Here is a 25,584-nt window from a genome sequence, read left to right on the forward strand (position 1 = left end):
TTAATTGTCCTTTCTATAAAACTTTAAATTGAAATAAATTCTCGCGTGTTCTCCCAATCCCACGCCGATTTACACATTTCAAACAAATCTCTCTCTGCATACCAATTTAAGTGTTTATTGGCTTTAACAGGATTTGCATAACAAATACCCGTATCCCCAAATCTTCTGCTAACTATTTCGTAAGGTATTTTTACCTTGGATGCTTCCTCGAATGTTTCAATTACCTCTAAAACACTATATCCTATTCCAGTTCCTAAATTAAAAGCTTCTATTCCACTTAATATATCGATTTTCTTCAAGGCTTTTAAATGTCCCAAAGCTAAATCAACAACATGAATATAATCCCTAACCCCAGTACCATCCTTTGAGGGATAATCTCCACCAAAGACATATAGCTTTTCCAATTTTCCAGAAGCAACTTGTGTGATATAGGGCATCAGGTTATTGGGAGTACCATTAGGTTTTTCCCCTATCAAACCACTATTGTGTGCCCCTACTGGGTTGAAATACCTCAGAAGAGCTATTCTCCATTTTCGATTTGAGTTAGATAAATCTGTTAGAATTTCCTCAATCATTAACTTTGTTCTTCCATAGGGATTTAATGCGCTGGTAGAACAAGTTTCATCTAAAGGCAATCTTTCAGGATATCCATAAACAGTAGCTGATGAACTGAAAATCAGATTATACACACCGTATTTTTCCATTACTTCACACATGTTTAAAGTACTTATTATGTTATTTTGATAATATTTCAAAGGTAGTTGTACAGACTCACCAACTGCTTTATATCCAGCAAAATGTATAACTGCTTCAATTGAGTTTTCATGAAAAATTAAATCCAATGCCTTTTTATTTAACAAGTCTATGTTATAAAAAGATAAATCTTTACCAGTTATTTTTTCAATACGATCAATTACATCTTCTGAACTATTGCTTAGATTATCAACGACGATAACATCAAACCCGGCTTCAAGTAATTCAACTATAGTGTGACTGCCTATATATCCCGTACCACCAGTTACCAGAATACTCATCCAGATCTCCCCTATTCTCACTTAATCTATCTTGCTCCGTGACCTGTTAGTACAATTTTTATTGTCAGTAACAATATCATTATGTCTGTTTTTAAGTTCATATTATTTATATAATGCACGTCTAGTTCTACCTTTTCTAGAGGTGTTATCTCATATCCACCGTTCACTTGCGCCCAACCAGTTAGACCCGGTTTGACTGATAGTCTTCTAGTAAAGCCGGGGTGTTCCTTTTCAAACTCCGCTGTAAACATTGGGCGTTCTGGTCTTGGTCCGACAACACTCATGTCACCCTTTATCACATTAATCAGCTGAGGAAGTTCATCAATTCTCGTTTTTCTTATGAACTTTCCAACCCTTGTAATCCGTGGATCATTATTTTCAGCCCAAACAGCTCCATTTTTTTCTGCATCATTTCTCATGGATCTTAATTTGATAACTTTAAAGTATTGACCGTTCAAACCTACTCTTTGTTGAAAATAAAAAGCAGGACCACGTGATTCGAGTTTGATTATTATTAAAAAAGTAAAAATCAATATAATTGCGAATGGTAAAAGTAAAAAAGCAAATCCCAGGTCTAATAATCTTTTCCAGAGTAAACAATAATCTCCACTTAAAGAGTCTGTTACTCTAACTTCTAATGTCGAAGCAGTTTCTTCATCTTTTAAGGTCGAAGCATATTCTTCATAAAAGTTATTCGGGCTTGTGTTACTCCGCAACATACTCCCTCCAAAAATTAATATTCAATTGGAACACTTTAAACTCTATATAACTATCATTTTTTTATAAATAACAGTTAACAACAAAAAAACTGCCGAACCAGTTTATTTTATAGATTAACTTATAGATGTTATGCATCAAGAAATCGATAGAATAAACTCTTAATAAGTTTAGATATACAACTAACAAAACATAAACAAATCTTGATTTGGTTGAAACTTTTTACCACAGGTTAGCGTTCTACTTAGAGATAAAGTTTTTTTACATTGTCAAGCAATACTAGCTTTTTCGGTGTGAACCGATTCACTTGACGGCAAATTTCCGATCCGATTGATCCCCCTGCGCCGGTGATCAGGATCGTCTTGCCTGTCAGCTTGTTTGCGATGGCTTCCATATCAAGTTGTACTTCATCGCGACCGAGCAAGTCTTCAATTTTAACGTCCTGCATATCGGTTACGGATACCTTACCGGTCATAAGATCTTCGATTTTAGGAATCGTTTGTGTACGCACTCCCGTATCGACGCATACCTTTAAAAGTTCAGCCATTTGCTGGCGCCCCATCGAGGGAATTGTAATGATGATTTTTTCTATATCATTATCTTCAACGAATGCCGGGATATTCTCCGTACCCCCAGCGATTTTTACTCCGTACATTTCAAGCCCTTGCCTTTTCTTATCATCGTCAAGGAACAAGATTGGCTTCATGCCACAGTCTGGATTTTGAAGGATCTGCCTAACAATCATGCTGCCGGCCTGTCCTGCACCGATGATCATCGTACGCTTCGCTTTATCGTCCTTATTTTGCAAGAACGAATCACGCATGATTCTCCAAGAGAGACGTGAGCCTCCAATGAGCAATATATGAAGCATCCATGCGATTGTTAATGCGCGGAAGTAAATATCTTGGACTACAGCAAGCTGGACAAGCGCTACTACAATAATCGTCAGTGTCACAGCCTTAAAAATTGACTTTAGCTCTCCGATGGATGCATACGTCCAAGCCTTTCTGTACAGGCCGTAATGCCATGCGAAGAGATGATGTGCTACTTGGATCGTTACTGCGCTTACGAGCAGCACTTTATTCGTTAATAGATTGGAATTTGGTGCAAGCATGAAATAACCTATGTAAAGCGAGAATAATACTATAGTAGAGTCCACTAGAAACAATAATGTCATTCTCTTTTTAACAGTAATGTGACTCACTACCTTTCCACATAAAATTATTCTAGTAAACTGTTTAACTTTTATATCTTTCATTATAGCAGTAACAACAGAAAAAACTACAACTTTTTACACACTTCTACCTTTTCCTACTTATTAACAAGAGGACTTTCCACATCCTTTTTCCTAAAATAGCATAATTCGACGATAGATACCATTTTCGTCAAAAATTTTATATTTATTAGCATATCTTCTTCCTTCCATTTTTCTCACATACTATTGTAACGATTTCCCCTTTCATATTGTTGAGAAACGCGATTTTGATAAAATTTTGTAATATTTCACCATATTTCAGCTAAATTAGTGTTAGTCTTTTAATCTTTTGTGGTATAGTAGGTGGGACAATTATGATATTGGAGGAACCCCATGAGAAAAACTTACTTATCCGCACTCTCTTTATCCTTGGCAGCAGGCGCAATTGTTGTCGGAGCACCAACACACGCAGATGCAGCAGTCAGTTCGTTCAAAGATGTAAAACCCACTTTGGATCATTATGATGCAATCATGAATTTAGCTGAAAGAGGCATCGTAAAAGGCTACGAAGATGGCACGTTCAGACCGGACGCGAAGTTAACTCGCGCTCACGCTTCCAAAGTTTTAGCTTTGTCACTTGGACTCGATACGAAAAATGTAAAGGATCCTGGTTTTAAAGACCTCAATCCGAATCAATGGCATTATGAATATGTAGCTGCACTTGCGAATGCGGGTTACATTCAAGGATTTGAAGACGGCACTTTCCGTCCGAACGATCCGATGACTCGCGCGCACACTGCTAAGATTCTTGACTTGAGCTATGGTTTGCCTGAAGGGGATGCTTCCAATCCATTTACGGATGTGAGAAGCGATTCTTGGTATATCGGACATGTCCTCTCTTTAGTCGAGAACAATATTACTAAAGGAAAGACTCCAACTACTTTCGAACCTAATGCGAACGTGACACGTGCTCAAATGGCATCTTTCGTCATCCGCACTGAAACTGCCGTTAAAGTAGTAGACGCGGTTGCAGAGGCAAAAGCAAAATTGCGTGCGATTGTACAAGAGCATGGAGTTGTTGAAAAAGACGGTAAAAAATTGGCGGAAGCTTCTTTTGATCCGACAACGAACACTTTAACTTTGACAGCATACGACATGGATGAAGGAATTAAGGCGGTTCAAGGTTCCACTGGCCTCTTCTCCGAGAAAATTCTTGATGCTGGCGTTACAGGCGTTCGTATCGCTGACGGTCCTATCGTAACTGTGAACAGCGATCGTGCTGCCGCGAAAGAGCAATTGCAAAAGCAACTTGCCTCTTTGTTAGCTCCATCCACTGATCAAGCGAAGGGCGATTTAGTCGCTGACAATATTACTGTCACTATTTATGGTGAAAAAGACGGTCTTCAATTCTCTGAAGATGTAAATGTAAATCTACGCGTATTCATCCCAGCGGAATAATAACTTGTAAGCCTCCACTTCTCTCGGAATGTGGGGGCTATTTTTTCGCCAACTATTTAATACGACGACCCCCTTACCCGATGAAATTCCACCATTTTTTCTTTTTCTGCATATCAGGCTCTAAAATAAATAGATTATCATCTTTTAAGATGCTCATGTTATTTTGCAAAAGGATACTCATATATTCATCTAACTTCTTCTTTTCCAAGTATTGTAGCCCCTCTTTGAATAACATCGGTCGTGTAGTCGGATTGTGCATATCCGACCCATATGTGTGTATTAAATTCGACTCGATCAGCTGTATGGACAGTTTTTGTATGTGCTTGCCGAAATATCCTGCGACACTTCCGGCTGTTATTTGTGCTAACGCCCCATGCCGAATTAGCCTTTCCAAACGCTCCGGCTTCTCCGCTATCGCTTTGTTCCGCTCAGGATGTGCAATGATTGGGATAATGTTTTCAGCAAGTAGTGATTGGATGATGTTGACCGTATAAGCCGGGACAGTTTGAGATGGCAATTCCAACAAGAGATACCTGGAGTTCGCAAGTGTCAGCACTTCATTCTTTTCGATTGACTCGAGAATGTTTTCATGCAAACGCACTTCCTGGCCTGGGAGGATTGAAATAGGGATGTTGCGAGATTGAATCTCTTCTTGAAGTTCATAGAGTTGAGACTGGATTGTTTCTTGGCTCACATGGAATTGGGGATGGAAAGAATGTGATGTTGCGATTATATGCGTTACGCCCTCCCCTACAGCTTTTTCAAGCATCATCATCGTCTCATCCATTGTTTTAGGTCCATCATCTACTCCGAATAAAATATGGCTATGCATATCTAGCATGTTTATTCCCTCCTACAAAAAAGAGCGAAAGACAAATGATTGTCTTCACTCTTGTTCTCCGTAATATTGATAATAGTAATGGTCTTTCCCCATTACAAAGTTATTTAAGATTGTTCCTAGGATCCGGGCTTTTGAAGTTTCAAGTGCTTCCTTCGCCTTCAGTGCACTATCCTTCTCCGTAGAGCCTGAGCTTAATACGAGAATTGTTCCGTCGCATTTATTTGCTAGGATCTGAGCATCCGCCACCGATAATACTGGGGGGACGTCAAAAATGATCATATCGAACGTTTCCTTCAATTCTTCAATAAGAGCATCCATTGTCTTTGATCCTAATAACTCTGCAGGGTTTGGCGGAATCGGTCCGCTTGTCATAATATGTAATCCTTCTACTTCTGTTGGTTGAATGACTTCCGTTAACACAGCTTGACGTGTCAATAGATTGGATAACCCAATGCCATTCGTCTTATGAAACGTATGATGGATTGTCGGCTTTCGTAAATCGGCGTCAATGAGGACAACCTTCTTTTTAGCTTGCGCAAACACTACAGCAATATTGGCAGCGCTTGTCGATTTCCCTTCACTTGGCGCTGAAGAAGTGACCAACAATGTTTTTAATTCCTCGTCTGTCACAGAAAAATTGATATTCGTACGGACTGTACGAAATTGTTCTGAAACAATCGCTTTCGGGTTGGCAACTGTTATCAGTTTTCTGGCAACCGACTGAAGTGATTTCTTTTTTTTCTTTTTAAACATAGTCTTTACCCCTTATTCTGGCCCATTTGTCCAGCGTCTTTGCTCGCAAACATGTCCTTGTCTGCAATCGTACTTACAAGACCGAGAATTGGCAATTCAAGCAGTTCCTCAACATCCTGTTCGGTTTTCACTGTCGTATCCAAGTATTCTAGTAAAAATGCCAAACCAACTCCGATCATTAAACCGATTACTGCCGCAATGGCCATGTTCAACATTTTATTCGGTTTGATCGGCGATGGGTTCTCCACATGCACAGCAGGTGAAAGGATATTGACGTTGTCAACATTCATTAACTTTTGTACTTCCTCTTGGAATACCTCTGCCGTTGTATTGGCGATGTCAACCGCTTTATGCGGCTCAGGATCTTGTACACTGACGTTTACGACTTGGGAGTTTTGTGCGCTATTGACTGTAATTTGATTTTTCAACGCTGCTGGCGTTATGTCCAAGTCTAAGTTCTCAATCACTTTCGCTAAAATAGCAGGACTCGTAATAATGACGTTATATGTATTGATAAGCTGGAGATTCATCTGAATATCTTGTGAATTGAATTGTTGCTGTTGTTCTGCTTTTTGTTGATTTACCAAGATTTGTGTCGAAGCTTGGTAAATCGGAGTAAGGAAAAAGTAACTAACGACTCCCGCAATAATAACTGCAAGGATCGTTGTACTAATAATAAGCCCCATACGTCTTCTCAATGTTTTGAACAAATCTTGTAAACTAATAGTCTCTTCCATGAGTGCTAGTTGCCCCTTTGCTGCGCATTCTTAACCTAAATTAGTATACCATACAACATTACTATTTTGCATAAACTTTTAATGTTCCTTTAGGCATAATTACACTATAAACAGTTTCCTTTTTTACTCAATTTCAAGTTATGCTATACTCATGGGTATGAAAAACTTACTCTTATTTTGTCTATTTCTCTGTTTTGTTGTCGGATTGTTTATTTCCTCTGCACAAACGTACGAACAGCAATCACTCATTCCTACATTACAACAATGGCTTCCTGGAAAACCATTTGAAGCATGGCTAGCCCATCTAGAAATCCCTTATTGGGGACGAATGATCTCCATCGAGGAAAGAGGCTATTATCATTTTATCGAGTTTCTGCTTCGAAAAAGTGCTCATTTCTTTGTTTTCGGGGCTTTAGCTTGCGTCATTTATTTATTGCTGCCTAAGCATTCGTTCCGGAAACTGACTGCTCTGTTCGTTACTTTTCTGTTTGCGGCAGCTGATGAGTACCATCAATCGCTAACTGGAGGAAGGACGGCGACATACCACGATGTCATCCTTGATATGTCAGGCGCTGTCATCTGCTTGCTATTTCTCGTTATCATCATGCGATTCACTGTACATAAAAAGCGATCCAGCAGCATCTAGTCTACTGGATCGTTTTTTAGTTTCCTGTTGCTTTGCTAATGATACTATCCCGACGCGCTTTCTTTGTCGCTTCGTATTGATCGACAAAGGTTTGTGCATATGATTTGCTATAGCCATTCGCCTCTAGTTCAGCCTCAACCGCCTTTACCACTCCATGGAATACAGAGTCAGTGCTTGCCTCTAAGCTTGTTGCTGCCCCCATATATTTATTGTAGAAATACCCGTAGCTGATTTTTTCACCGTTCGCCTTTTTATCGGAGTATTCCTTTTTCGCACGACCAATCAAAGCATTGATCTTTTGGTCTGCTTGTCCTTCCAATTTTGCGAAGACCGGCTCATACTTTGCTTTAATAGTCGCTACAGTAGGTTTTTTTGTTGTATTACTAGATTCATTGTTTCCTTCTGAAGAGTTTTCCTCAGTTGAGGAATCTTCCTTGTTAGATGTAGATGGTTTTGAACTATTATTACTTGGAGGCGTCACGCCAGCTGTTGAATTTCCAGTCGTTCCGGAATCTTCGCTGCCTTCTTCCGTGTCAGGGTTCTCTGTTTCAGTAGGAGTATTATCTGACTCTCCGCCGCCTACTGTCGTTACAGATCCATCTTCTCCAATGATTAGTTTCGATCCGTCCGGCAGTTCCACTTCATATGGATCCTCGACAATTTGTGAAACTTCATCGTCAGCTACGTCGTATTCTTTGAATTTAAATATGTATAATAGATAACTTGCGACTGCTACAACGAGAACAACTACAACAAGTAACGCTATTTTCCATTTCTTCATTGTCTTCTCCTTTGATGCTCGTATTCTTTTTTACAGTGTAACAGATTTTAAGATATTGGTGTAGTAATAATGAGTAGATTCAAAAAGGACTGTAGACTTTGGATTTGTCTACAGTCCAAGTTATTCACTATTGCAATGCAATCTGTTTTAACTCAAGCACATTTCCGAACTTATCATTCAACTGGATGACGACTGTTTTGCCATGCAAAAGATCATTCGTCCCTAAGCTAAACAGTTCATTGCCCTCATAGTGCATCGGTATATTATCGACAGTAATGCTGTACACTTCTGCTGATGCGTTAATATAAATTGTATGGAGGTTAACGAACTCCATGTAATCAATCTGAATATCTTTTACATAATCAGCATGGACAACGTTAATGTCGACAGTTACCGTGAAGCCGCCTGCTAGTTTTCCTTTAGCGACAGTAGTTCCTATCACGGATGTATCAACCGGTTCCCAGCTCACCTTTTCCTTACCAGTTTTCTTATCACTGTACGTAACTGTCACTTCTGATGGTAAAGCAGGCTGAGCATTCAGCTGTACGGTGATCGGCAATAATTTTTCTACTGAACTGATATTTGAATCGATAACTTCCATTTTGAATATGCGCTCTGCTTCATTCCCGACCGCGTCTGTCACTTTTACTGTAAATGAATAGGAACCCGCAATTTTTGGAGTACCAGATAATTCACCGGTTGTAGCATCTAATGTAATTCCACTTGGAAGCGTGCCAGACCGAGTATATTTGTAAGGGGCTCTTCCATGGACGGCTGTGACTTTGTCGACATATTCACTTTTCAAGACTGCTGTATCCAGTTCTTTCGCTTGGATAGCAAGGAAGGAGACCCTTTTTCCTGATACATAATCAAGGATTTGTTGGGCATCATTTTGCGTGATTACATTATCACCATCCACATCTGCTGATAGGAACTCTTCTTTGTTTGTAATTAGATTTCCTCTTACATGTTGTAGAATTCGCATTGCAGCAGCAGCTGTCGGCTTGTTTTTCCCAACGACATCACCAACCGGCATTTTTCGCTCGATCTTACCACCGAGCGGAGAAACAATGATGTCATTGCCATAGCGTCCATTCGCTACAATATTCCCGATCGGCAATTTGATAGCGGTCCCGTCTTCGAATGAAGAGGTTAAACGGTAAGTAATATAACCAAGTATCATTCTTTTTTCAACTTTCACTTCAGAACCTGTTCGGGAAATAACGTCTATTTTCAATTTACTTCCCTCTACATTCTTTACTGTTCGGAATTGAGAACTTTCGAATGGGTTCGCTGTTTCAAAACCTATAAGTGATACACCTTCTTGACCGGTTTCGATATCAATTTCCACGTTAAGGTTCTTCAAATACGTAAAGTCGTATAGTGTAACAGGAACTTTCACTTCAGTGCCAAGCGAACGAACTTCCCCGATTTCTAGTATTTCTGCAGATGCTTCTTGCATGAAGATTCCCGAGAAAAAGAAGAAAAGCCCAGTGAAGAAAACAAGTTTAAAAGTTGTTCTATATTTTTTCATTTGATTTTTCCTTCCTTTATTCTACCGAGAATGTTTTTCGGATCGGTTTGTTCAATTTTGTTCCATTGGCTGAATGAAGCAATTCGGTTATTTCGATCGTATGTGCCCCACTTAAATAGCCGTTCTTAGGAGTAACTGTAAACGATTTGGCATTCAACGGTTTAATGATAACATCCACTTTTACTGAACCGCGCTTTACGTTCACCGCATGTTCGTTTAATGTAGCAGGATCATACGCTTCATTTAGTGTGATTGTCCATTGCTTGTCGCGCTTCACTTTTTCTTTATGCGCTTCTATTCTACCTTTGAAATCCTTTATACTACCATCCACCAATTGCGCTTTTACTTCCGTACCGTCTTCTTTGTATAATTGGACGTTTTTCAATTTTACATCGATCGGAGTATTCGACTTACGTACTGTGGCTTTTATTGATAACAACGTGCCATCCAACTGTCTACCTTCTGCATTTGCAAATGCAAGGGATGCGTTGCCTGGCGTAGCACCCTCGATTGATGTGAGATCATTTGAAAGGATTGATCCTTTTGTAAGATTTGTCTCCGTGATTCTCAGCAATTCAGGATCGTACTCAACATCGAAGGATCCACTCGCAATGCTCTCTTTGCTGTTAATGAAAACTGCCAGCTCCACAGTCGTCACTCTCGTTTCGTATACTGTCGATATTCCGACAAGCGTCTTACTTTCGGCATTTGTCGTTTTTGGTGGCAGTATCATAAGTAGTAAACTTAGTACTAGAAAAATCTTTAGTTTTTTTAACATAGCTGTCTCTCGGAGGGAGAAACTTCTTGCTCCTCCCCCTCCACCTCCTCAGTCGTTTAATGTGCTTCGAAAATCAGATGCTCCGGTGCATATTTGTTGAGAATTTCCGAGAACAGTGCCGGGCTTTCCATTAACCGTTTCACGGAATAGAAACCTGGTGGAATATCATTCATCGGCGTGTAATCTAATGGATAAGACGTATAGATTCGCTCAAGTTCATCGCCTGTTGCATTATAGGCAATAACCTCTACGTAATCGCCGACTTCGATGCCCATGCGACTTACAAGGAAAGAGTTTTCTACAGCAGTCGCAGGCAACATTTTGCCATTGACGCTCACATTGACCCTTTTTACAGCGGAATCCGTTTCGATTTTCCCGCTCATTAACGAACCGGATGTCGTAAAGGTCAACTTCCCAATATATTTTCCTGGTACAACAATACCGATGTTTGCAGGATCATATAACGCCATAATTTCATTGTAGCGGTCGTTGTTTTCCACAAAATCGGCCAATGTCTTAACGCCTTGTACCAATTCATTTTCTTTCTTCACTTCTACGTTGATCGTCTTGACGAAACCACCTTCTGCAGTTTCTGCAATAATCGATGTAGTACCGATGCCGATTGGCGTTACAATCCCATTCGTGACGATAGCTACAGCCGGGTCAAGCGTTCTCCAGTTCACTTGCTGGTTTTGAGCGGTTGTCGGCAATACACGATAGCCGATCGTCGCTTTTTCAGGATTGAACGCTGCGCTCTTCTGGATGAATACTAGGTTTGTCTGGTCAACTTCCAATGAGGCAACAGCATCCGGAGAAGCCCCACCCGCAAATACGTTCACGGTATACAACTTGCTAGTAATTCCATCACTTGCCGTGACAAGGATCTTCACTTGTGCCGTTCCATCATCCCTCAGCATATTTCCCATAACTGTTACTTTTGCGTGTAAATGATCTTTTGCTCGAGCATCGACCTTCAATTCCCTAAGAGGACCTACTATCGTTTCCGAAGGAATTGCATGATTGTAATAATTTAGCACCGATGGTGAGAATGCTCTGACCGGAATATCATTGATCGCCAAATAGTTCAAATCCGCCTCTGAAGAAACGTCTTGTTCAATAAGGGTGTTCCATTTCACTGAACCGGACCATGGTTGGTACTCTACTATTCTTCCTCCAACTTCTAATGTGTTGAATGTGAAACCAGACCCTTGAACACGTATCGGCGTTTTGCCGGTTAACAGCACTTTATGTCTGTTTTTCGCCCCGAAATTGTATCGGCTATAGTCTTGCATATAGTTTTGCGAGAGATCGCTATATTGCGCATGAAATTGCTTGTCACCTAACTGGCTGAAATTGCCGTCGACACGTAGAACACCGTCTGTCAAATGAGCTTGATCGTTCATCGGTGTGCCGAGATGACTATAAACACGTCCCGCATGATTGCGAGGGCTTTCCATACTGAAGTTACGGTGCACATATACATAATCTCCGTCACCTTCGCCATAATCCGCCACATTCGTATCCATCGACCCTTTGATCATCGTCAACCAACCGTCTTTAACCGTGTAGTCGCCGAAGATGCGGACTGTGCCGTGGTTAACGAAAAGTTGTCCACTTTTTTGAAGCACATTTCCGTTCTTTGTCGTTTCAAGCATTTGGCCGGCAGACCCGACTTGCACAACTCCGCCACCGACATCCAATGACCTATTTGTCAGAAATTCTTCGTCAAGCAACGGGCCGCCTGCAAGCGTCAAGTTGCCATCAATGAGCAACTCTCCCTGTTGTACATTGAATCGGCCTTTTTGTGTGACATTCCCAGTTACATGGATTGCACCGCCGCCCATTTCAACTTTTCCTTCTTGATTTAATACGCCATTGACCTTTAATGCGTATCCGTTCAAGTCAAGAGATCCACGGACAGTCTGATTATATGCCCCTTCAATAAGAATTTCTGGAGCAGCCTTTCCATCGTAATCTCCGTTCACGCGCACAATTCCATCTTGCGTAAACGATTTTTTTACAAGTAGTTGGCTATTATTCAATTGAATGCTTGCCCCTGCATTTTGTTCAAGATTAGCAGCTGTCACTTGTCCACTCACTGCACGAAGCTCCGAGCAAGACAATTGAACAAGGCTGCCGTCAACTGACAAATTATATCCATTCAAGTCAAGCTTCATATTTTCTTGAAGTACAAGGTCACCTGTCATATGCAAGTCTTTCGTTAACGTCCAATTGCTCGGGATTTTCGGCTCCCGTAAATCTTCAATCATTAAACGGATCTTTTGAAAAACTGTCGTCAGTTGATTGGCGTTAATGGCGTGGAAGTATTGTCCACCTGTCTTTTCTGCGATACTCGTTAACAACGATACTGGAATTTTGCTCGATTCACCTAATCCAATCGTATATGTACGTACGTTTTCATTTCTTGCTTTTTCAGCTAATTGCAATGAAATTGTATTATTTATGGAATGGCCATCCGAAAGCAGAACTATGATTTTATGGTTGTCTCTGCTTTGCATCTTTAGTTCTTGTAAAGCTAGGTCCAATCCCGCACTAATATCCGTGCCACCGGTTGGTGTAAGACTGTCAAGAGCCGCGTCGATTGCGAATCGATTATTCGTCAACGACTGGTGAATAGTTGCAGCATCGTTAAAGCTGACGACCGATACTCTGTCGTATTCATGTAATTCATTCACCATATTCTTCGCCGCTTGAATTCTTATATCGGAAGGATCCGTCTCCAACATGCTGCCAGAATTGTCGATGACGAACACAATATCGAGTCCTCTGTTCGGACTGCATGCCTTATCAGAATTCATCTCTTGCGCATTGATATGAGCTAAACTTGGCTGGAATAATGCCGATATGATAAACAGTAAGCTCATCATTAAGATGTACAGTCCCTTGTTCTTTTTCATACGTCCCTCTCCCCTGAAAATTTATATTTAGGTATTTACACTATTTAAAGGAGTCTACTATCTTGAAAAAAATAACTATTGTAGTGCTATCTATACTTTTCGCCTTTACGATTACCGCCTCTTCACACGCAGTAAGTTTTACATCGGAATCGACACATGATCCAGAAAAACCTTGGACCATTAGTTTCAGTCAAAAAATCGATTCAGAATCTATGGGACCTGATCATGTATACATAACGACTCCTTCCGGAGAAAATCATCCTGTCTCTTTAACTATATCGGACGATTTGGAAAAGATTATAGTGAAACCTGAGAAAAGATATGCCATTGGAACGAATTATCGGTTGACCGTTTCGAAATCAGTCACTTCAGCTGAAGGGAAGCCCTTGAAGGAAGATGTTGTTAAAGACTTTATATATACAGGGATTTATATTCATGTCATTCAAGCGGAACTTAATCCACTCGCAACAAACGTAAAGGTGCAGACAGAAGCAACCGTTACATCGCTAACAATATCTGTGAATGGCGGTGTTGAACAGCCGATGATTGGATCTGGGAAGACTAGTTTCTCTAGAGGTATCCAAGGATTGGCTGCAGGGGACGAGCTTTTCATCAAAGCATATGACAAGAACGGTAAATTATTAGAAGAACAAGTTTTTGAAGTGACAGAATGAGGAGGTTCACCTAATGAAAAAGACGATTCATATATTGATGATTCTATTTTTAACTTTGTTCACGATACAACCATCCCCTATCATAATGGCAGCCGAAAGCTTCCCTGGCAGCATTTCACTTGATTCCACAAATGGAACTATAGCCGTCACGGTCAATGAAGCAAATTTGGATATATCCCTTCATTATCGGGATAACGGTGAACAAGTAGGAAGCAGGAAAACGAGCGACAGTGCAAATCAACGTTTTGAATTTACAGATTTGACACCAGGAGTATACTTTGTAAAAGCTGAAAAAGATGGCGAAGCAAAGACATCTGCCGATTATACAATTCTACCACCTGCACCAGTAGATATTGAAACGATTAAAGGCATCAACTCTATTACTGTTAAAAAAGGGATTGTCGGTGCTACAGTAACACTCTACAATCCTACAGTGAAGCAATTCCCGCAATCTGTAGAAATCAATAATTCTGGTCAGGCAGTATTCCATGACCTTCCTGTAGCAAAAGGGTATCAATTGAAACAATCTGTCAGAGGGGCAGAAAGCGCATTCTCTGAAAGCCTTGCAATCTATCCGAATAAGGTGACTGTGAAGGTTTTGAAACATAGTGGCCCTTTCAACACGGATGGAGAGTTGGAAGTGACCGGAACGAAAGCCGGGAATACGTTACTTCTATATAAAGGAACGACATTAGTGAAAGAAGGAAAAGTAACCGATCTGAATCGATACATTTTTACAGGATTGAGTTCCGGCAAATATTATATTAAGCAAGTTGAAAACGGACTCGAAAGTGATTATCAAGACGAAGTAATTGAAATTGCTGATCAGGAAGCCCCAGCAATTACGCTCGTCGGTTCTACGAATCATGAAGTGACGTATCCAAATTTGTATGTAGAACCCGGCTGTATTGTAACTGATAATGAGGATCAGAATCTCACTTGTGCAGCAACGACGATTCCGGCTGAAGTGGGTGCAGATGGAAAGCATTATAATCCACCCGGTGTATATATCATCACGTATACCGCAACTGATTCTAAAGGCAATACATCAACAGCAGAGCGGATTGTCACTGTTCTGCCAAACGTCATTGAAATGCAGGCTGTGCATACGACACCAGAAAACTCTCCTGTGCCAAATCAACGATCAACAGGAGATATCATTGTAAAGAACGCCATACCTAAAGCGACTCTATATCTTTATCAAGAACCTGATACTCTAATTAAAACAATCACAGATTCGAATGAAGCCATCTATACGATTTCAGGTGTGCCCGTCGGACGGAATTATTATGTCATCCAAGAATTAAATAACGTGAAGAGTAAGCCTTCCCTTCGATATGAAGTAAAAGATACGACTCCACCACGTTTGAAGGTAAACGGAGAGAAAACAATTAAATTAGTCGTTGGTGACACATACAAAGAAGAGGGTGCGACTGCGACGGATAATGTAGACACATCTGGAGATTTGCCCATCTTAATCGGCGGAGATGTGATCGATACATCAAAGCCGGGACTGTATGTTGTTAGTTATAATACACGAGATCAAGCAGGCAACTTCGCTTGGACGGAAAATGATCCGGATGTCGTAAAAGAATTGTACAAGCGTACGGTCATCGTGTCACCAAAAAGTGTGACCGCAATCGGAAGTACAGCTGATATGGGAGAAGTGGGCGTGAAAAACATTTTTCCCGGAACTGCGAACAATCGGACAAAAGTGACTTTGTATGAACTGTCTACTGCTGGTGTTACCGAGAATACAAAGGAAATAGAATCCGCCTTTGTGACACCTCTCGAAACGACGTTTACTTTTAAAAACGTCAAGCCAGGTACCTACTACGTGACACAAACGGTCAATACGTTCGAAAGTGGACCGTCAAATATCGTAGAAGTCATTGATACCGATCGCCCACACATCACATTAGAAGGTCCTGACAAATTGTCATTTGTATGGAATGAGGAACAACTTCCTTATTATCAATACGAAAAAACTTTGGATCTATATTTATTCAAAGATCCAGGCGCGACTGCATCGGATTACTTGGAAGGGGATTTGACAGGGAAAATCGAACGGACTATCGATCCGGATATATGCACTGATCCCGATTGCATAAACGCATTCCCTTCACCAGGTACGTATACAATTACGTATAGTGTAAAAGCACAAAACCGTAATTCAGCAGCCGATGATAAGATTCGGACAGTTACCGTCTCACCGCCAAAACCTTTGCAACCGATGAGCAAGGTCGGTACAAATACGATAACGATTGGATCCGACACTGAAGTAGGAATCTTTAAGCATCCATCTACTGTCGTCAACTTGTACAACGCTTATGATCAATTAATGGCATCGAAAAAAGCCGCTGACGAAACTGCGGTAGAATTTACAGATGTGCGTGCTGGCTTAGCTTACTATGTGACACAAACTGTTAATGGCATCGAAAGCGCACCTTCCAACCCTGTGAATGTCAGTCTTTATGGGGATGCGGCAGAAATTGCTTTACTAAAAAATTTCGGTTTCCCGTCCTTGAATACTTTTGGAGTCATTAATCAATCTACTGGCGAAGTCCTTGTAACTGTTCCTACAGGTACAGATGTTACCGATTTACAAGCTTCATTTGAGATTGAGAAGGACGAAAATTCGAATGCCATCTTTACAGTCGATGACAAGGAGCAAATTAGCGGTGTGAGCGCACAAGATTTCACTGACCCTATCCGTTATTCGCTTTCTATAACTGGAAGTGAGAAAGCAAAAACGTATACGGTAAAAGTTGTTGTTGCGAGAAACGGATCTTCATTTTGGAAAGGAACCCAAATTAAAAATATTCATCTGACAGGCGAATCCCAACAAATTATTTTAACTTCAGCAGAAAAGTCGATTGCTGTTGAAAAAGGGATCAGTTATATGGCGGATGATGAAATTATTCATATTTCCTCCATCAATATGAAGGAAAGCCCGACGACAAACCTTACTATTCGAAAAGTCGATCCTAGCTCTTTATCAAAATTCAACGATCCCGAATGGTCGAAGAAAATGCCATACGCGATTGAAATCGGCTGGGGCGGGGAAAAGGAACGCTTTATGCAACCGATTGAAATCGAATTGCCAGCAGTCGAATTGATGAGCTTTGCAAAGATTAGCCGGATTAACGGAAAACTTTACGCTTTTATTCAACCAACAAGATACGGCGAAGATAATATGATTGGCATGATTTCAGAACCTGGAACATATGCATTAGTGAAATCATTGAACAGCCCATATTTCTCGGAAGTATATCAAAATGGCACTGTTGCTTATAGTATTCAACCTGATATGTCCACTGGAACTGTCTATTATACTACTAGCAGCCGGAACGTACGCTTTGACCAAAGCAGCAATGTCGATAGTTCCTCCGGTGGTTATGTACTTGATGGGGCATTGTCTGGACTATCTGAGTGGAGCGAATATGAAAATGTTCCGGTGACAACAGATTCGAAGGAGTTGTATACATTCGTAGTTCAAGACCAGATGGTTAGTCTAGTTCGAGGAATTGAACAGGAGCCTGCAACCCTTTGGAAGAAAGAGATTCAGAAAGTGGAGCGCCATAAGATCTGGGAGATTACTTTCAATGCGAAAGTGGACCCGAAAACCCTTCACTCGAACTCAATCCGACTGACAGATGATGCTACCGGCAAACAAGTCAAGATTTCACTTTCCCGAAGCGAAGATGGCAAATCCGTTTTTGTCGTGCCAGACAAACTGTATCAATCGGGTAAGCAATACACCTTATGGGTTGATAAGGAGTTAAAAGGCGATACGAAAAAGAGAGAGTTCCTGAAGCAACCGACGAAGCTCATATTCTCAGTAAGATAAATAATAAACAGCCTTTCAGTTGGATGTCCCAATTGAAAGGCTGTTTTGTTATAGTTCGATTTGGAATTTCATTTGTACAGGTTCTTTTATGTTCTCATTCGTATACTTCGCTTTCACTGTCGGTTCGATGAACAAGTAATACGTTGCCCCGCGTTTATATGTGTATGAACTAAGCGGATGGATTTCAAGCGTACTGTTAGCACCTAACTGATAACCGATCGGGAACTTGTTGCCTGCTTCATCTAGAATATAAACATTTTTTTCATTGATAGAACTCATTTCCGGCTCTTTGCCAAACTTTACATACCATGTCTTCGTCGGTGCCACCCCCGTTTTTGCTTTAAATTCTTTAAATCCGACACGGGGGAATGAAACTGCGTTAGGCTGTTGATGAACAGTGACAGTCAAGGTGGCCATTTTTCCTCCATCGACTGCGGATGCCGTAATGACTGCTGTCCCTTTGGAGTGAGCTGTCAATTTGCCTGCTTCCACACTTACAATAGAAGGTTTGCTTGACACCCAATTTACGTTTTTATTCGTCGCATTTGCAGGGCTAATGTATGCAGCAACAGTTTCTTGTTCCCCTACCATCAAGTCAAGATCAGGACCTTTGTTCAAACTGATGCCCGACACTGGAATTTTAGTTAGAACTTCTTCTGAGACAGTAAATGTATTTCGCGATATACCGGTAAGTGAATCTGTTTGAAGTCCGCTATTCAACGGATCATTTCGTTTCTCAGGAACAGCTCCTGTAAGAGAATCTCTTACAAAGAAGGAATAATAGTAATCGCCCGGTGCAAGAGTTCTAGTCAGTTTCCAAATATTATTCTTTTGTTTGATTAACGGTATTTCAATCCAATGATAATTTTCACCGAAGTTCCCTGCTACTGAAACGGATGCCGTTTTCGCGTCTAATTCTAACCAATTGATCGCATCGAAGCTGCTATACGTGAAGGTCACTTCTTTATTATCAATGATTGGCCCTACTGATGCATACGGGTCCACCTTTAGCACGCTGAACGTTCTTCCGAAATCATCAATCATCTTGTCCCGGTTCAACGGATCGACTGTCCAAGTTCCATTTACTTTGAATCCATAAAGGAATTCGCCCGGCTGTAGCTCAACTTGAAGCTCCCATACATTCCCGCCTTTATTGATCATCGGAAGGTCAATATTGTCGTTGAAACTGCCATTTACTTTGACATCTCCAGTTCCCGAATTCCCGATATAGCGGAACAACACTTGATTGCCTTGGACGAATGGAAATTCGTCCAATTTCATGACATCATCAATACCGGATACTTTCTGGAAGATCGGTAGCTTTGTCGTACTGTCAGATGATGCTTTATTCCATTTCCATACGGAGCCATCCGCCGCTACCGCGAGGGTGAAGCTGTCTGCTTCTCCCCCTCCACCGATCGCTACTGCATTATTCAGGCCGTTTATTTGGATAGGAGTTGTCCGATAGGATCCTGAACCAGACGTGTTTCTGCCCCATGTCCAGACAGTGCCATCCTCTTTGATGACGATGGTATGGTTATCACCTGCCGTGATTGCTGTCACGTTTTGGATACCTTGCACTTGGATCGGTCGAAGTTTCGTTTCGCGTCCTCCGTCTCCAAGTTGGCCATAAGAGTTGGAGCCCCATGCCCACACTGTCGTACGGTCCTGCTTTAAAGCAAGCGTATGATTATCGCCTGCGGCAATTTCCGCAATGTCGACCAATCCGGAAACTTTCATTGGAGTCGTATTGACATCAGTTGTTTCTCCATTTCCTAGTTGACCAACTGTATTGCGACCCCATGCAAAAACAGTACCGTCCCGTTTCAAGGCAACCGAATGCTCTGCCCCCGCCTCAATTGCTACGATATCCGAAAAACCATTCGAATTTGCAATGGCTTTCGGAGTAATCGAAGACATTGCACTAGTTGAATAGCCAAGCTGACCGTAAGCATTCCTGCCCCATGACCAGACAACTCCGCTTTCATCTACCGCCAATGTATGATTATCCCCTGCGGCAATTGCAACAATTTTAGGCAAATCCATGACGATAGTCGGGGCAGCGTTCTTTATATTTGCTGGACTATGACCCAACTGCCCAAAGGAGTTGCTTCCCCATGTCCAAACTTTACCCGATGCATCTAGGGCGACAGAGTGATTTCCTCCAGCTGCAATTGCAACGATATTCGACAATCGATTCCCGTCTGATTTCTGTACAGGTAACGGGTTAACAGAGTCCTCACTTACTTTTGCACCTAATTGGCCATACGTATGATTGCCCCAGCTCCATACGCTGCCATCTTCCTTCAAAACGATAAAATGATTCTTTCCTGCATCCACGACATTTTCGTGATTGATAATCCCATAAGCATCTACTTGCTGCGCAAAAGGCAAAAGCAAGGGGAGGATCAGTATCATCGTGATGACAATGTATTTTTCTTTCAATCGATTCAACAATCGGATTGCCCCCTATATCAATTCTCAACCGTGATCGGCATAGTGATTCTGTATGTTTTGTTAGCCACTGAGCCCTCGATGACAATATTCTTTGTCGCTTCTTCTAGCGGCAATCCTTCAATGAATAGATTGCCGATGGTGTCAATCCGTACATTGATTTCAGACGCAAATTCATTTCCTACTAGCTGCCAATTTGTGATGGAAGAAACCGTAGCACTATCCATCAGTGTGTCAAAGTAAAGTTGAACGCCTAGAGTACTCCAGTCGCTAGCATTGCTAATCAATGCACTTGGGTATAACAATTCGACAACTTCCATTTCCCCAGGTGCGCTTGAAGGCAATTCCTTTCCGGTTTCATTGATTTCAACTGACCCACCTGAACCTGTAAATATGATATCTGTTGCTGCGACACCCGGAGCGGTTTTTAATACACCAATTTTGGTTGTTCCTTTAAAGTTCAAGTGTGCTCCTTGGAATAATGTGACTTCACGATATTCACCTTCCAATGTCACTTCGCCAGTTCCACTGAGCTGAACATCGAGTTTTTTCACTGTATCCGAGTTCACGATTCGGACAGGGTTACGGTTTTCAAGAGCTAGTCCATATGGAGAAGTAAAGCCATACAGATAGATTGAATTGGAGCCGCCACTTGTTATTGTTGTCGTGCCAGTAACCGTCGTATCTTCCAAAATGGCCGTTCCGTTGTCACCGACATCCACCGTCAAGTTCCCGTCGATTTTCATATTGCGAAGGCGTACTTCAATGTCTTGTCCTTTCCCTAGAACGACATTGCCGATGAATGTATTAGCGACTTGTCCCTTACCTTCCAGGGTGATGCTTCGATCGATTGTAAGTGTGTCGTTTGGCAATCCATTCAGATCCATGCTGCCTTCAATTTTAATTGTCTTAAAGCCAGGATGTTCGAGTGCCATGATCAACTGTTCCTCATTGTAGACGGAGATTGTATCTCCTAATGAATAGATGACCCCAATCTTGTTATACTCACTAACCGGCAGCTGTTCAAAAACGGATTTTGACAGCTTTGCGTCTGACATTACATCATAGAGAGTTTTTTGTTGCCCAAAAGCTTTATCCGGTGTTTTGATATAGTCATTCATTGTAAACTCATTTTTCGAAGGGGTGCTTCCTTCTGCTGTCGGCTTCACTTTCACTTTGAAAGAGCGCTCTGTCAGCTTTCTGCCAAATTGATCAAATGCAGATAATGCAAATTCCCTACCGGCAGAATTACACACTTTTCCTTCTTTGCTGTCCGTACAGATCATTGCATCAATCCCAGCTTGTCCCATAGAAAATCCTTGCAAATCAGTTCGGCGATCTAAGTCACGATCGTGTTGAGAGGAACCATCAAACTTTACCTTTAACCTTGTTGCTGCAGGATCCGTCAAAACGTCAATATTTGTCAATGCAGGGTTGTTTGTTTCTTCCTCTGTCACGCCATTACGACGGTGGATCGTTTCAATTTTATTAATATGTAGTTTCGGCAAGTACAGGATGACATCGCGTGGTGCATTGTTTTTGAAAATATTTGTGTTAATCAGCTCTGTTTTTCCAGGCGTAGCAAATACCGATTTGAAGCCTGGAAGCAGGTCATGAAACTCAAATGGGAATTCATAATCCGTTAGTTGGTCAAAATAGAGTGCCCCTCTTGAGATGACTACTTTAAATTGCATCCCTTTGGAGTAATCGACGTATTCAAGGTTTTTAAAAGTAATCGTTAATTTATTGCCAGATGCGACTGCTGTTCTAATAATCGGCAAGGATTGTGGAGCCCCATCGACCAATTGGAAAACGTCTATTTTCCCAGCGTATTGAGTTGTTAAATCGCCGTCCGCAATGTTTTTGTCGAATGTAATCTCTAATTCTTTCGCACCTGTAAAACTATTGTAGACGGATGCGCTTTCCTTAAAGTCATATTCATATGGCTTTCTATCGGAAGTCAGTGCTGCTTTTGCATTAAAAACGAATGTCACGAGTCCGATCGCAACAATCACTGCGAAAACTGAAAAGATGTTCAATCTATTCTTTTTCTTCACGTTTGTGTACCTCCATTATTCTTTGTAGTCGAGTCGATCTGCATGACTTCCCATCCTTCCTGTATACTAGATTCTTTATTTACTTATGAATTTTGTAATGTACCTCTTTATTTTATCGGTAGGATTATGTGATTATTAAGCTATAACTTATGAACTTCATCAATAAAAAGACCGTAGACAAATTCCGATTTTGGCGGATTGTCTACGGTCTATTTTTGAAGGGTAAACTACCTGTGCATTGAGAAGCCTATTTCTACTTCATTTAAACTATCATGCTTTACTTCGTTTAAAAAGCCTGGTGAATTTGTGATTTCGTTAACGGGGATGATTTCACCTGTTAAACCAATCAGATTAAACACTTTCCAATAAGTACCTTGCACGTCATAAGGTACGGAAAACTCGCGAACCGGTACTGTTGAATCACCAAAGTATACAGCTACTTTTGCACCGGACAATGATAGGGCTTTACTATTTCCATAGTCCATATTTGAATAATCATGAATTTGGAACGTATAAATTCCATCTTTAATTTCGCTAATTGTAATTGTTTCTGGGCCATAGCTACTTCTATCGTCTCGGTCTAATGAAGCGCCGTTTTCCCGAATAAAGCTATCATTATTTATTTTATTCCAATAAAGATGGAACGTTTCGTCATTGCTACCTGGACCCCATAAATGTAAGTCTAGGTCTCGAGGATACTGATCCCATGTGAGTATGACACGAATTTCTGAAGCATTTAATAATTTACTAATTGTGTAGTTTTGATTAGTTTTATCTTCACGCTCAACAACCACTACTGTAAATTGTCCAGATACATAGCCTTCTTTGAATACTTGTGCTGTGTAAGTGCCTGCTGGTAATGTTGCAAAGTATTCGCCATTTGCATCCGTTGAAGTTGAAAAGCTAATTTCTCCTACTATATCGTTGCTGCCTTCCCTAAAGAAAATATCCGCATCGGCGATTTTGCTGCCGTCAACCGAATCAATAATTACACCAGATACAGTACCTACGTCCAACTCATTTGAGCCTGTTAAGTACACTGTGTTAATAGAAATGGTTTGTTGATCAGAACCTTCATGAACTTCAACATTTACAACTAATCTTTTAAAATTATCCTTAACGAAAGCTAATTTATATTGTCCTGGTGTTAAGCTTAAATTGTAGTCACCTTCAGCTGAAGTAAAGGTGTCGGCTACATAATTACCATTCTCATCGGTGACAATAATTTTTACATTATTTAAAGGTGTTGAAGTTTTACTTTCTAACACTTTACCTTTAAGCGCTGTTGGAATTCCATCTTCATCTGCAGTTACAACTACTTTTACACGTTTTGTGATGACTTCATCCTCACCATTATCATAAGTTACTTTAATGTAAGTAGTATCATTCCCATTTGCCGTTGACTTTGCAATCACTTTACCAAAAATAGTAACATCTGCAATGCTTGGATCTTCTGATTCGAATGTAATATTGTCGCTTGGTAATTCAATTGTTTTAATACGTTGACCGTGATCGATACCTTTAACCGCTAACGTTTTTTCTTGACCTGCTTCTACTGTAATTGAGTTGATTAATAAATCTTTTAAACCACACTTGGAAACTAACCCAAGATTTTTTGTGAGTAATGGAAGATTAACATTCCACAAACCATCGTCTTCATCACCTATTCGGGCTTCTCCCCACAATGAGATATCATGGCTGATTCGATAACAGAACTTCGTTGCAGAAACTTCCCCCTCTAAGCCAATTTTGTAAGCAGCAATTACATCAATACCGCCTAGTGTAAATTGTAGAACTTCTGCATCAAGATTAATACCAGGTCCGATTGAGCCTTCTAAAGAACCTGTTAACGCACTCAGGTTAGATGAAGCTTGAAGTACCGATTTATTGAAAGCGCTCCATTTACCGTCCGTTTTTTTAACACCGACATTATAATGTGCACTGTTAGAAACTTCATATTCAAGGTATACTTCACCGGAAGCACTGACAGCAAGGAAGAATTGTACACTTGCTCCCGCAATTTTACCACCCGCTGTTACTGGAATAGAAGGACCTAACGGAATTTTTTTATCGATAAAATCCTGAGATGAAGTTTGGAATTTAGCTGTTAAATTAGTCGCAATTCCGCTTGTTAATTCTAAACGATTAACTGATAACCATTTTGTATCATAATGAATTTTAGGCGCCGTTAATTGAATTTTACCACCTATTATGACTGTCTTATCTGAATCGGGCATCGAAATTTCAACATCGCTAAATGAAATGTATGGATTCGAACCACCACCAAATTCAATTGTACCTATAGTATTGCTTTGTAAGTTTCGAAGTGAATAAATTTCTCTGCCATCCGTTGTTGTTGACATACCTAAAATATTTTGATGAACAGATTGATCTAAAACTAAATCTTCTTGAGTAATATCAATTGTTTGAGAAAAATCTACATCGACTAAGACTTCCTCAATAGAAGGCTCGACTGTCGAAATAGTAATTTGATTGTTATTTCTGGAGATATTCACTACTTTTTTCGCCCAGCCGTTTGGATATTCTACTGTTGCAGGCAGGATAATAACTTGATTAACTCCAATGTTTAATAAGTTCGAAGATGGATTTACAAATGTAAATTCATTTTCTTCATATGGAGTAGGTACTAGTGAGTCTAAGGCTTGAGTATCTATAACCACGGTACCTTCTGTATAAACTACATCATTATTACTCTCTTGCCTTATTATAAACTCATCGCTGTTTTCAGTAGATGTAGAAGTATAGAAATCCATTTTTGTTTTTTGTTTTAACATTACTTGGTTTGCCGAATATACATCTTCACTTATATACAATGTATATTTTTCACTAGGAGCATACCCTTCCTTAGGCGCATTTACGATAAGTGTATCGCCATTGTTCACTCTGTAAACTTCTGTTTGCACCTTGTTCCCATTTTTATCCTCAACGTAAACACTGCTTTCTTTTATTGAAGAAATATCAACGTTGTCTCTGAACTTAATGGTCCATTGCTTATTCAGTGAGACATTTTGTTGTTCTGGATGTTCTTTCCAATCATTCGCAGTAGCTTGGCTAAATGATGGAGCTAAAAACAAGAATAAAGTGATGAATAAAAAGAATGCACCTAATTTGATAAAAATCTTTTTTCCCAATTTTA

At 40.5% G+C, this 25,584-nt stretch carries 17 protein-coding genes; 4 read left to right on the forward strand and 13 right to left on the reverse strand.

The annotated features are described in order from the left end of the window. Positions 1-23 precede the first annotated feature (23 nt). The 3 genes from galE to ACTHPA_RS00860 form a co-directional block, all read right to left on the reverse strand. The gene (galE, locus tag ACTHPA_RS00850; protein WP_440498163.1) at positions 24-1,034 is read right to left on the reverse strand and encodes a UDP-glucose 4-epimerase GalE; all 1,011 of its coding nucleotides are present in this window, start codon (positions 1,032-1,034) and stop codon (positions 24-26) included. 26 nt (positions 1,035-1,060) lie between these two features. After that, the gene (locus tag ACTHPA_RS00855) at positions 1,061-1,750 is read right to left on the reverse strand and encodes a sugar transferase (RefSeq protein WP_440498164.1); all 690 of its coding nucleotides are present in this window, start codon (positions 1,748-1,750) and stop codon (positions 1,061-1,063) included. 245 nt (positions 1,751-1,995) lie between these two features. Continuing rightward, positions 1,996-2,910 carry a polysaccharide biosynthesis protein gene (locus tag ACTHPA_RS00860; protein ID WP_440498579.1) on the reverse strand — a complete coding sequence of 305 codons (915 nt, stop codon included), beginning with the start codon at positions 2,908-2,910 and terminating at the stop codon, positions 1,996-1,998. 429 nt (positions 2,911-3,339) lie between these two features. On the opposite strand from ACTHPA_RS00860, the gene ACTHPA_RS00865 reads away from it, so the two are divergent. Continuing rightward, positions 3,340-4,404, forward strand: coding sequence for an S-layer homology domain-containing protein (locus tag ACTHPA_RS00865; RefSeq protein ID WP_440498165.1), 1,065 nt, complete (start codon positions 3,340-3,342; stop codon positions 4,402-4,404). Between the two features lie 73 nt (positions 4,405-4,477). On the opposite strand, the gene ACTHPA_RS00870 is transcribed toward ACTHPA_RS00865, so the two are convergent. Genes ACTHPA_RS00870 through ACTHPA_RS00880 form a run of 3 tightly spaced genes read right to left on the reverse strand, consistent with a single transcriptional unit; the run spans position 4,478 to position 6,735 of the window. Continuing rightward, positions 4,478-5,245: a tyrosine-protein phosphatase gene (locus tag ACTHPA_RS00870; protein WP_440498166.1), complete on the reverse strand. Its 768-nt coding sequence runs from the start codon at positions 5,243-5,245 to the stop codon at positions 4,478-4,480. 45 nt (positions 5,246-5,290) lie between these two features. Further along, a complete protein-coding gene (locus tag ACTHPA_RS00875) occupies positions 5,291-5,998 on the reverse strand; it encodes a CpsD/CapB family tyrosine-protein kinase (RefSeq protein WP_440498167.1) in 708 nt (235 codons plus the stop codon). 5 nt (positions 5,999-6,003) lie between these two features. Continuing rightward, positions 6,004-6,735, reverse strand: coding sequence for a YveK family protein (locus ACTHPA_RS00880; protein WP_440498168.1), 732 nt, complete (start codon positions 6,733-6,735; stop codon positions 6,004-6,006). 157 nt (positions 6,736-6,892) lie between these two features. Here ACTHPA_RS00880 and ACTHPA_RS00885 point away from each other — a divergent pair, with 157 nt between their 5' ends. After that, entirely contained in the window at positions 6,893-7,381 is a 489-nt protein-coding gene (locus tag ACTHPA_RS00885; protein ID WP_440498169.1) for a VanZ family protein, read from the forward strand. Positions 7,382-7,397: 16 nt separating this feature from the next. Here the strand turns inward: ACTHPA_RS00885 and ACTHPA_RS00890 are convergent, their stop codons facing one another. The 4 genes from ACTHPA_RS00890 to ACTHPA_RS00905 form a co-directional block, all read right to left on the reverse strand. Then, complete coding sequence (locus ACTHPA_RS00890; protein ID WP_440498170.1) at positions 7,398-8,162, reverse strand: hypothetical protein; 765 nt, start codon at positions 8,160-8,162, stop codon at positions 7,398-7,400. A gap of 127 nt (positions 8,163-8,289) precedes the next feature. Beyond that, the gene (locus ACTHPA_RS00895; RefSeq protein ID WP_440498171.1) at positions 8,290-9,696 is read right to left on the reverse strand and encodes a putative Ig domain-containing protein; all 1,407 of its coding nucleotides are present in this window, start codon (positions 9,694-9,696) and stop codon (positions 8,290-8,292) included. 16 nt (positions 9,697-9,712) lie between these two features. Continuing rightward, positions 9,713-10,474, reverse strand: a complete 762-nt coding sequence (locus tag ACTHPA_RS00900; protein ID WP_440498172.1) for a cohesin domain-containing protein — start codon at positions 10,472-10,474, stop codon at positions 9,713-9,715. 56 nt (positions 10,475-10,530) lie between these two features. Next, a complete protein-coding gene (locus ACTHPA_RS00905) occupies positions 10,531-13,392 on the reverse strand; it encodes a VWA domain-containing protein (protein WP_440498173.1) in 2,862 nt (953 codons plus the stop codon). Between the two features lie 62 nt (positions 13,393-13,454). Here ACTHPA_RS00905 and ACTHPA_RS00910 point away from each other — a divergent pair, with 62 nt between their 5' ends. After that, a complete protein-coding gene (locus ACTHPA_RS00910) occupies positions 13,455-14,066 on the forward strand; it encodes an Ig-like domain-containing protein (RefSeq protein WP_440498174.1) in 612 nt (203 codons plus the stop codon). A 13-nt stretch (positions 14,067-14,079) separates the two neighbouring features. Beyond that, positions 14,080-17,916 (forward strand): immunoglobulin-like domain-containing protein, encoded by a 3,837-nt coding sequence (locus tag ACTHPA_RS00915; protein ID WP_440498175.1) that lies wholly within the window; start codon positions 14,080-14,082, stop codon positions 17,914-17,916. A gap of 48 nt (positions 17,917-17,964) precedes the next feature. Here the strand turns inward: ACTHPA_RS00915 and ACTHPA_RS00920 are convergent, their stop codons facing one another. The 3 genes from ACTHPA_RS00920 to ACTHPA_RS00930 form a co-directional block, all read right to left on the reverse strand. Beyond that, the gene (locus ACTHPA_RS00920; protein ID WP_440498176.1) at positions 17,965-20,373 is read right to left on the reverse strand and encodes an RCC1 domain-containing protein; all 2,409 of its coding nucleotides are present in this window, start codon (positions 20,371-20,373) and stop codon (positions 17,965-17,967) included. A 17-nt stretch (positions 20,374-20,390) separates the two neighbouring features. After that, positions 20,391-22,427, reverse strand: a complete 2,037-nt coding sequence (locus ACTHPA_RS00925; RefSeq protein ID WP_440498177.1) for a hypothetical protein — start codon at positions 22,425-22,427, stop codon at positions 20,391-20,393. Positions 22,428-22,654: 227 nt separating this feature from the next. Continuing rightward, entirely contained in the window at positions 22,655-25,579 is a 2,925-nt protein-coding gene (locus ACTHPA_RS00930; RefSeq protein ID WP_440498178.1) for a carboxypeptidase regulatory-like domain-containing protein, read from the reverse strand. Between the last annotated feature and the right edge of the window lie 5 nt (positions 25,580-25,584).

The sequence above is a fragment of the Sporosarcina sp. SAFN-015 genome (genome assembly GCF_051966875.1).
Taxonomy (GTDB): Bacteria; Bacillota; Bacilli; order Bacillales_A; family Planococcaceae; genus Sporosarcina.

Bases quoted from the DNA above. Each gene is read 5' to 3' on its own strand.
- ACTHPA_RS00915 (WP_440498175.1), top strand. From the start codon at position 14,080: ATGAAAAAGACGATTCATATATTGATGATTCTATTTTTAACTTTGTTC.
- ACTHPA_RS00865 (WP_440498165.1), top strand. From the start codon at position 3,340: ATGAGAAAAACTTACTTATCCGCACTCTCTTTATCCTTGGCAGCAGGC.
- ACTHPA_RS00895 (WP_440498171.1), bottom strand. From the start codon at position 9,696: ATGAAAAAATATAGAACAACTTTTAAACTTGTTTTCTTCACTGGGCTT.
- galE (WP_440498163.1), bottom strand. From the start codon at position 1,034: ATGAGTATTCTGGTAACTGGTGGTACGGGATATATAGGCAGTCACACT.
- ACTHPA_RS00890 (WP_440498170.1), bottom strand. From the start codon at position 8,162: ATGAAGAAATGGAAAATAGCGTTACTTGTTGTAGTTGTTCTCGTTGTA.
- ACTHPA_RS00885 (WP_440498169.1), top strand. From the start codon at position 6,893: ATGAAAAACTTACTCTTATTTTGTCTATTTCTCTGTTTTGTTGTCGGA.
- ACTHPA_RS00875 (WP_440498167.1), bottom strand. From the start codon at position 5,998: ATGTTTAAAAAGAAAAAAAAGAAATCACTTCAGTCGGTTGCCAGAAAA.
- ACTHPA_RS00905 (WP_440498173.1), bottom strand. From the start codon at position 13,392: ATGAAAAAGAACAAGGGACTGTACATCTTAATGATGAGCTTACTGTTT.
- ACTHPA_RS00900 (WP_440498172.1), bottom strand. From the start codon at position 10,474: ATGTTAAAAAAACTAAAGATTTTTCTAGTACTAAGTTTACTACTTATG.
- ACTHPA_RS00870 (WP_440498166.1), bottom strand. From the start codon at position 5,245: ATGCTAGATATGCATAGCCATATTTTATTCGGAGTAGATGATGGACCT.
- ACTHPA_RS00880 (WP_440498168.1), bottom strand. From the start codon at position 6,735: ATGGAAGAGACTATTAGTTTACAAGATTTGTTCAAAACATTGAGAAGA.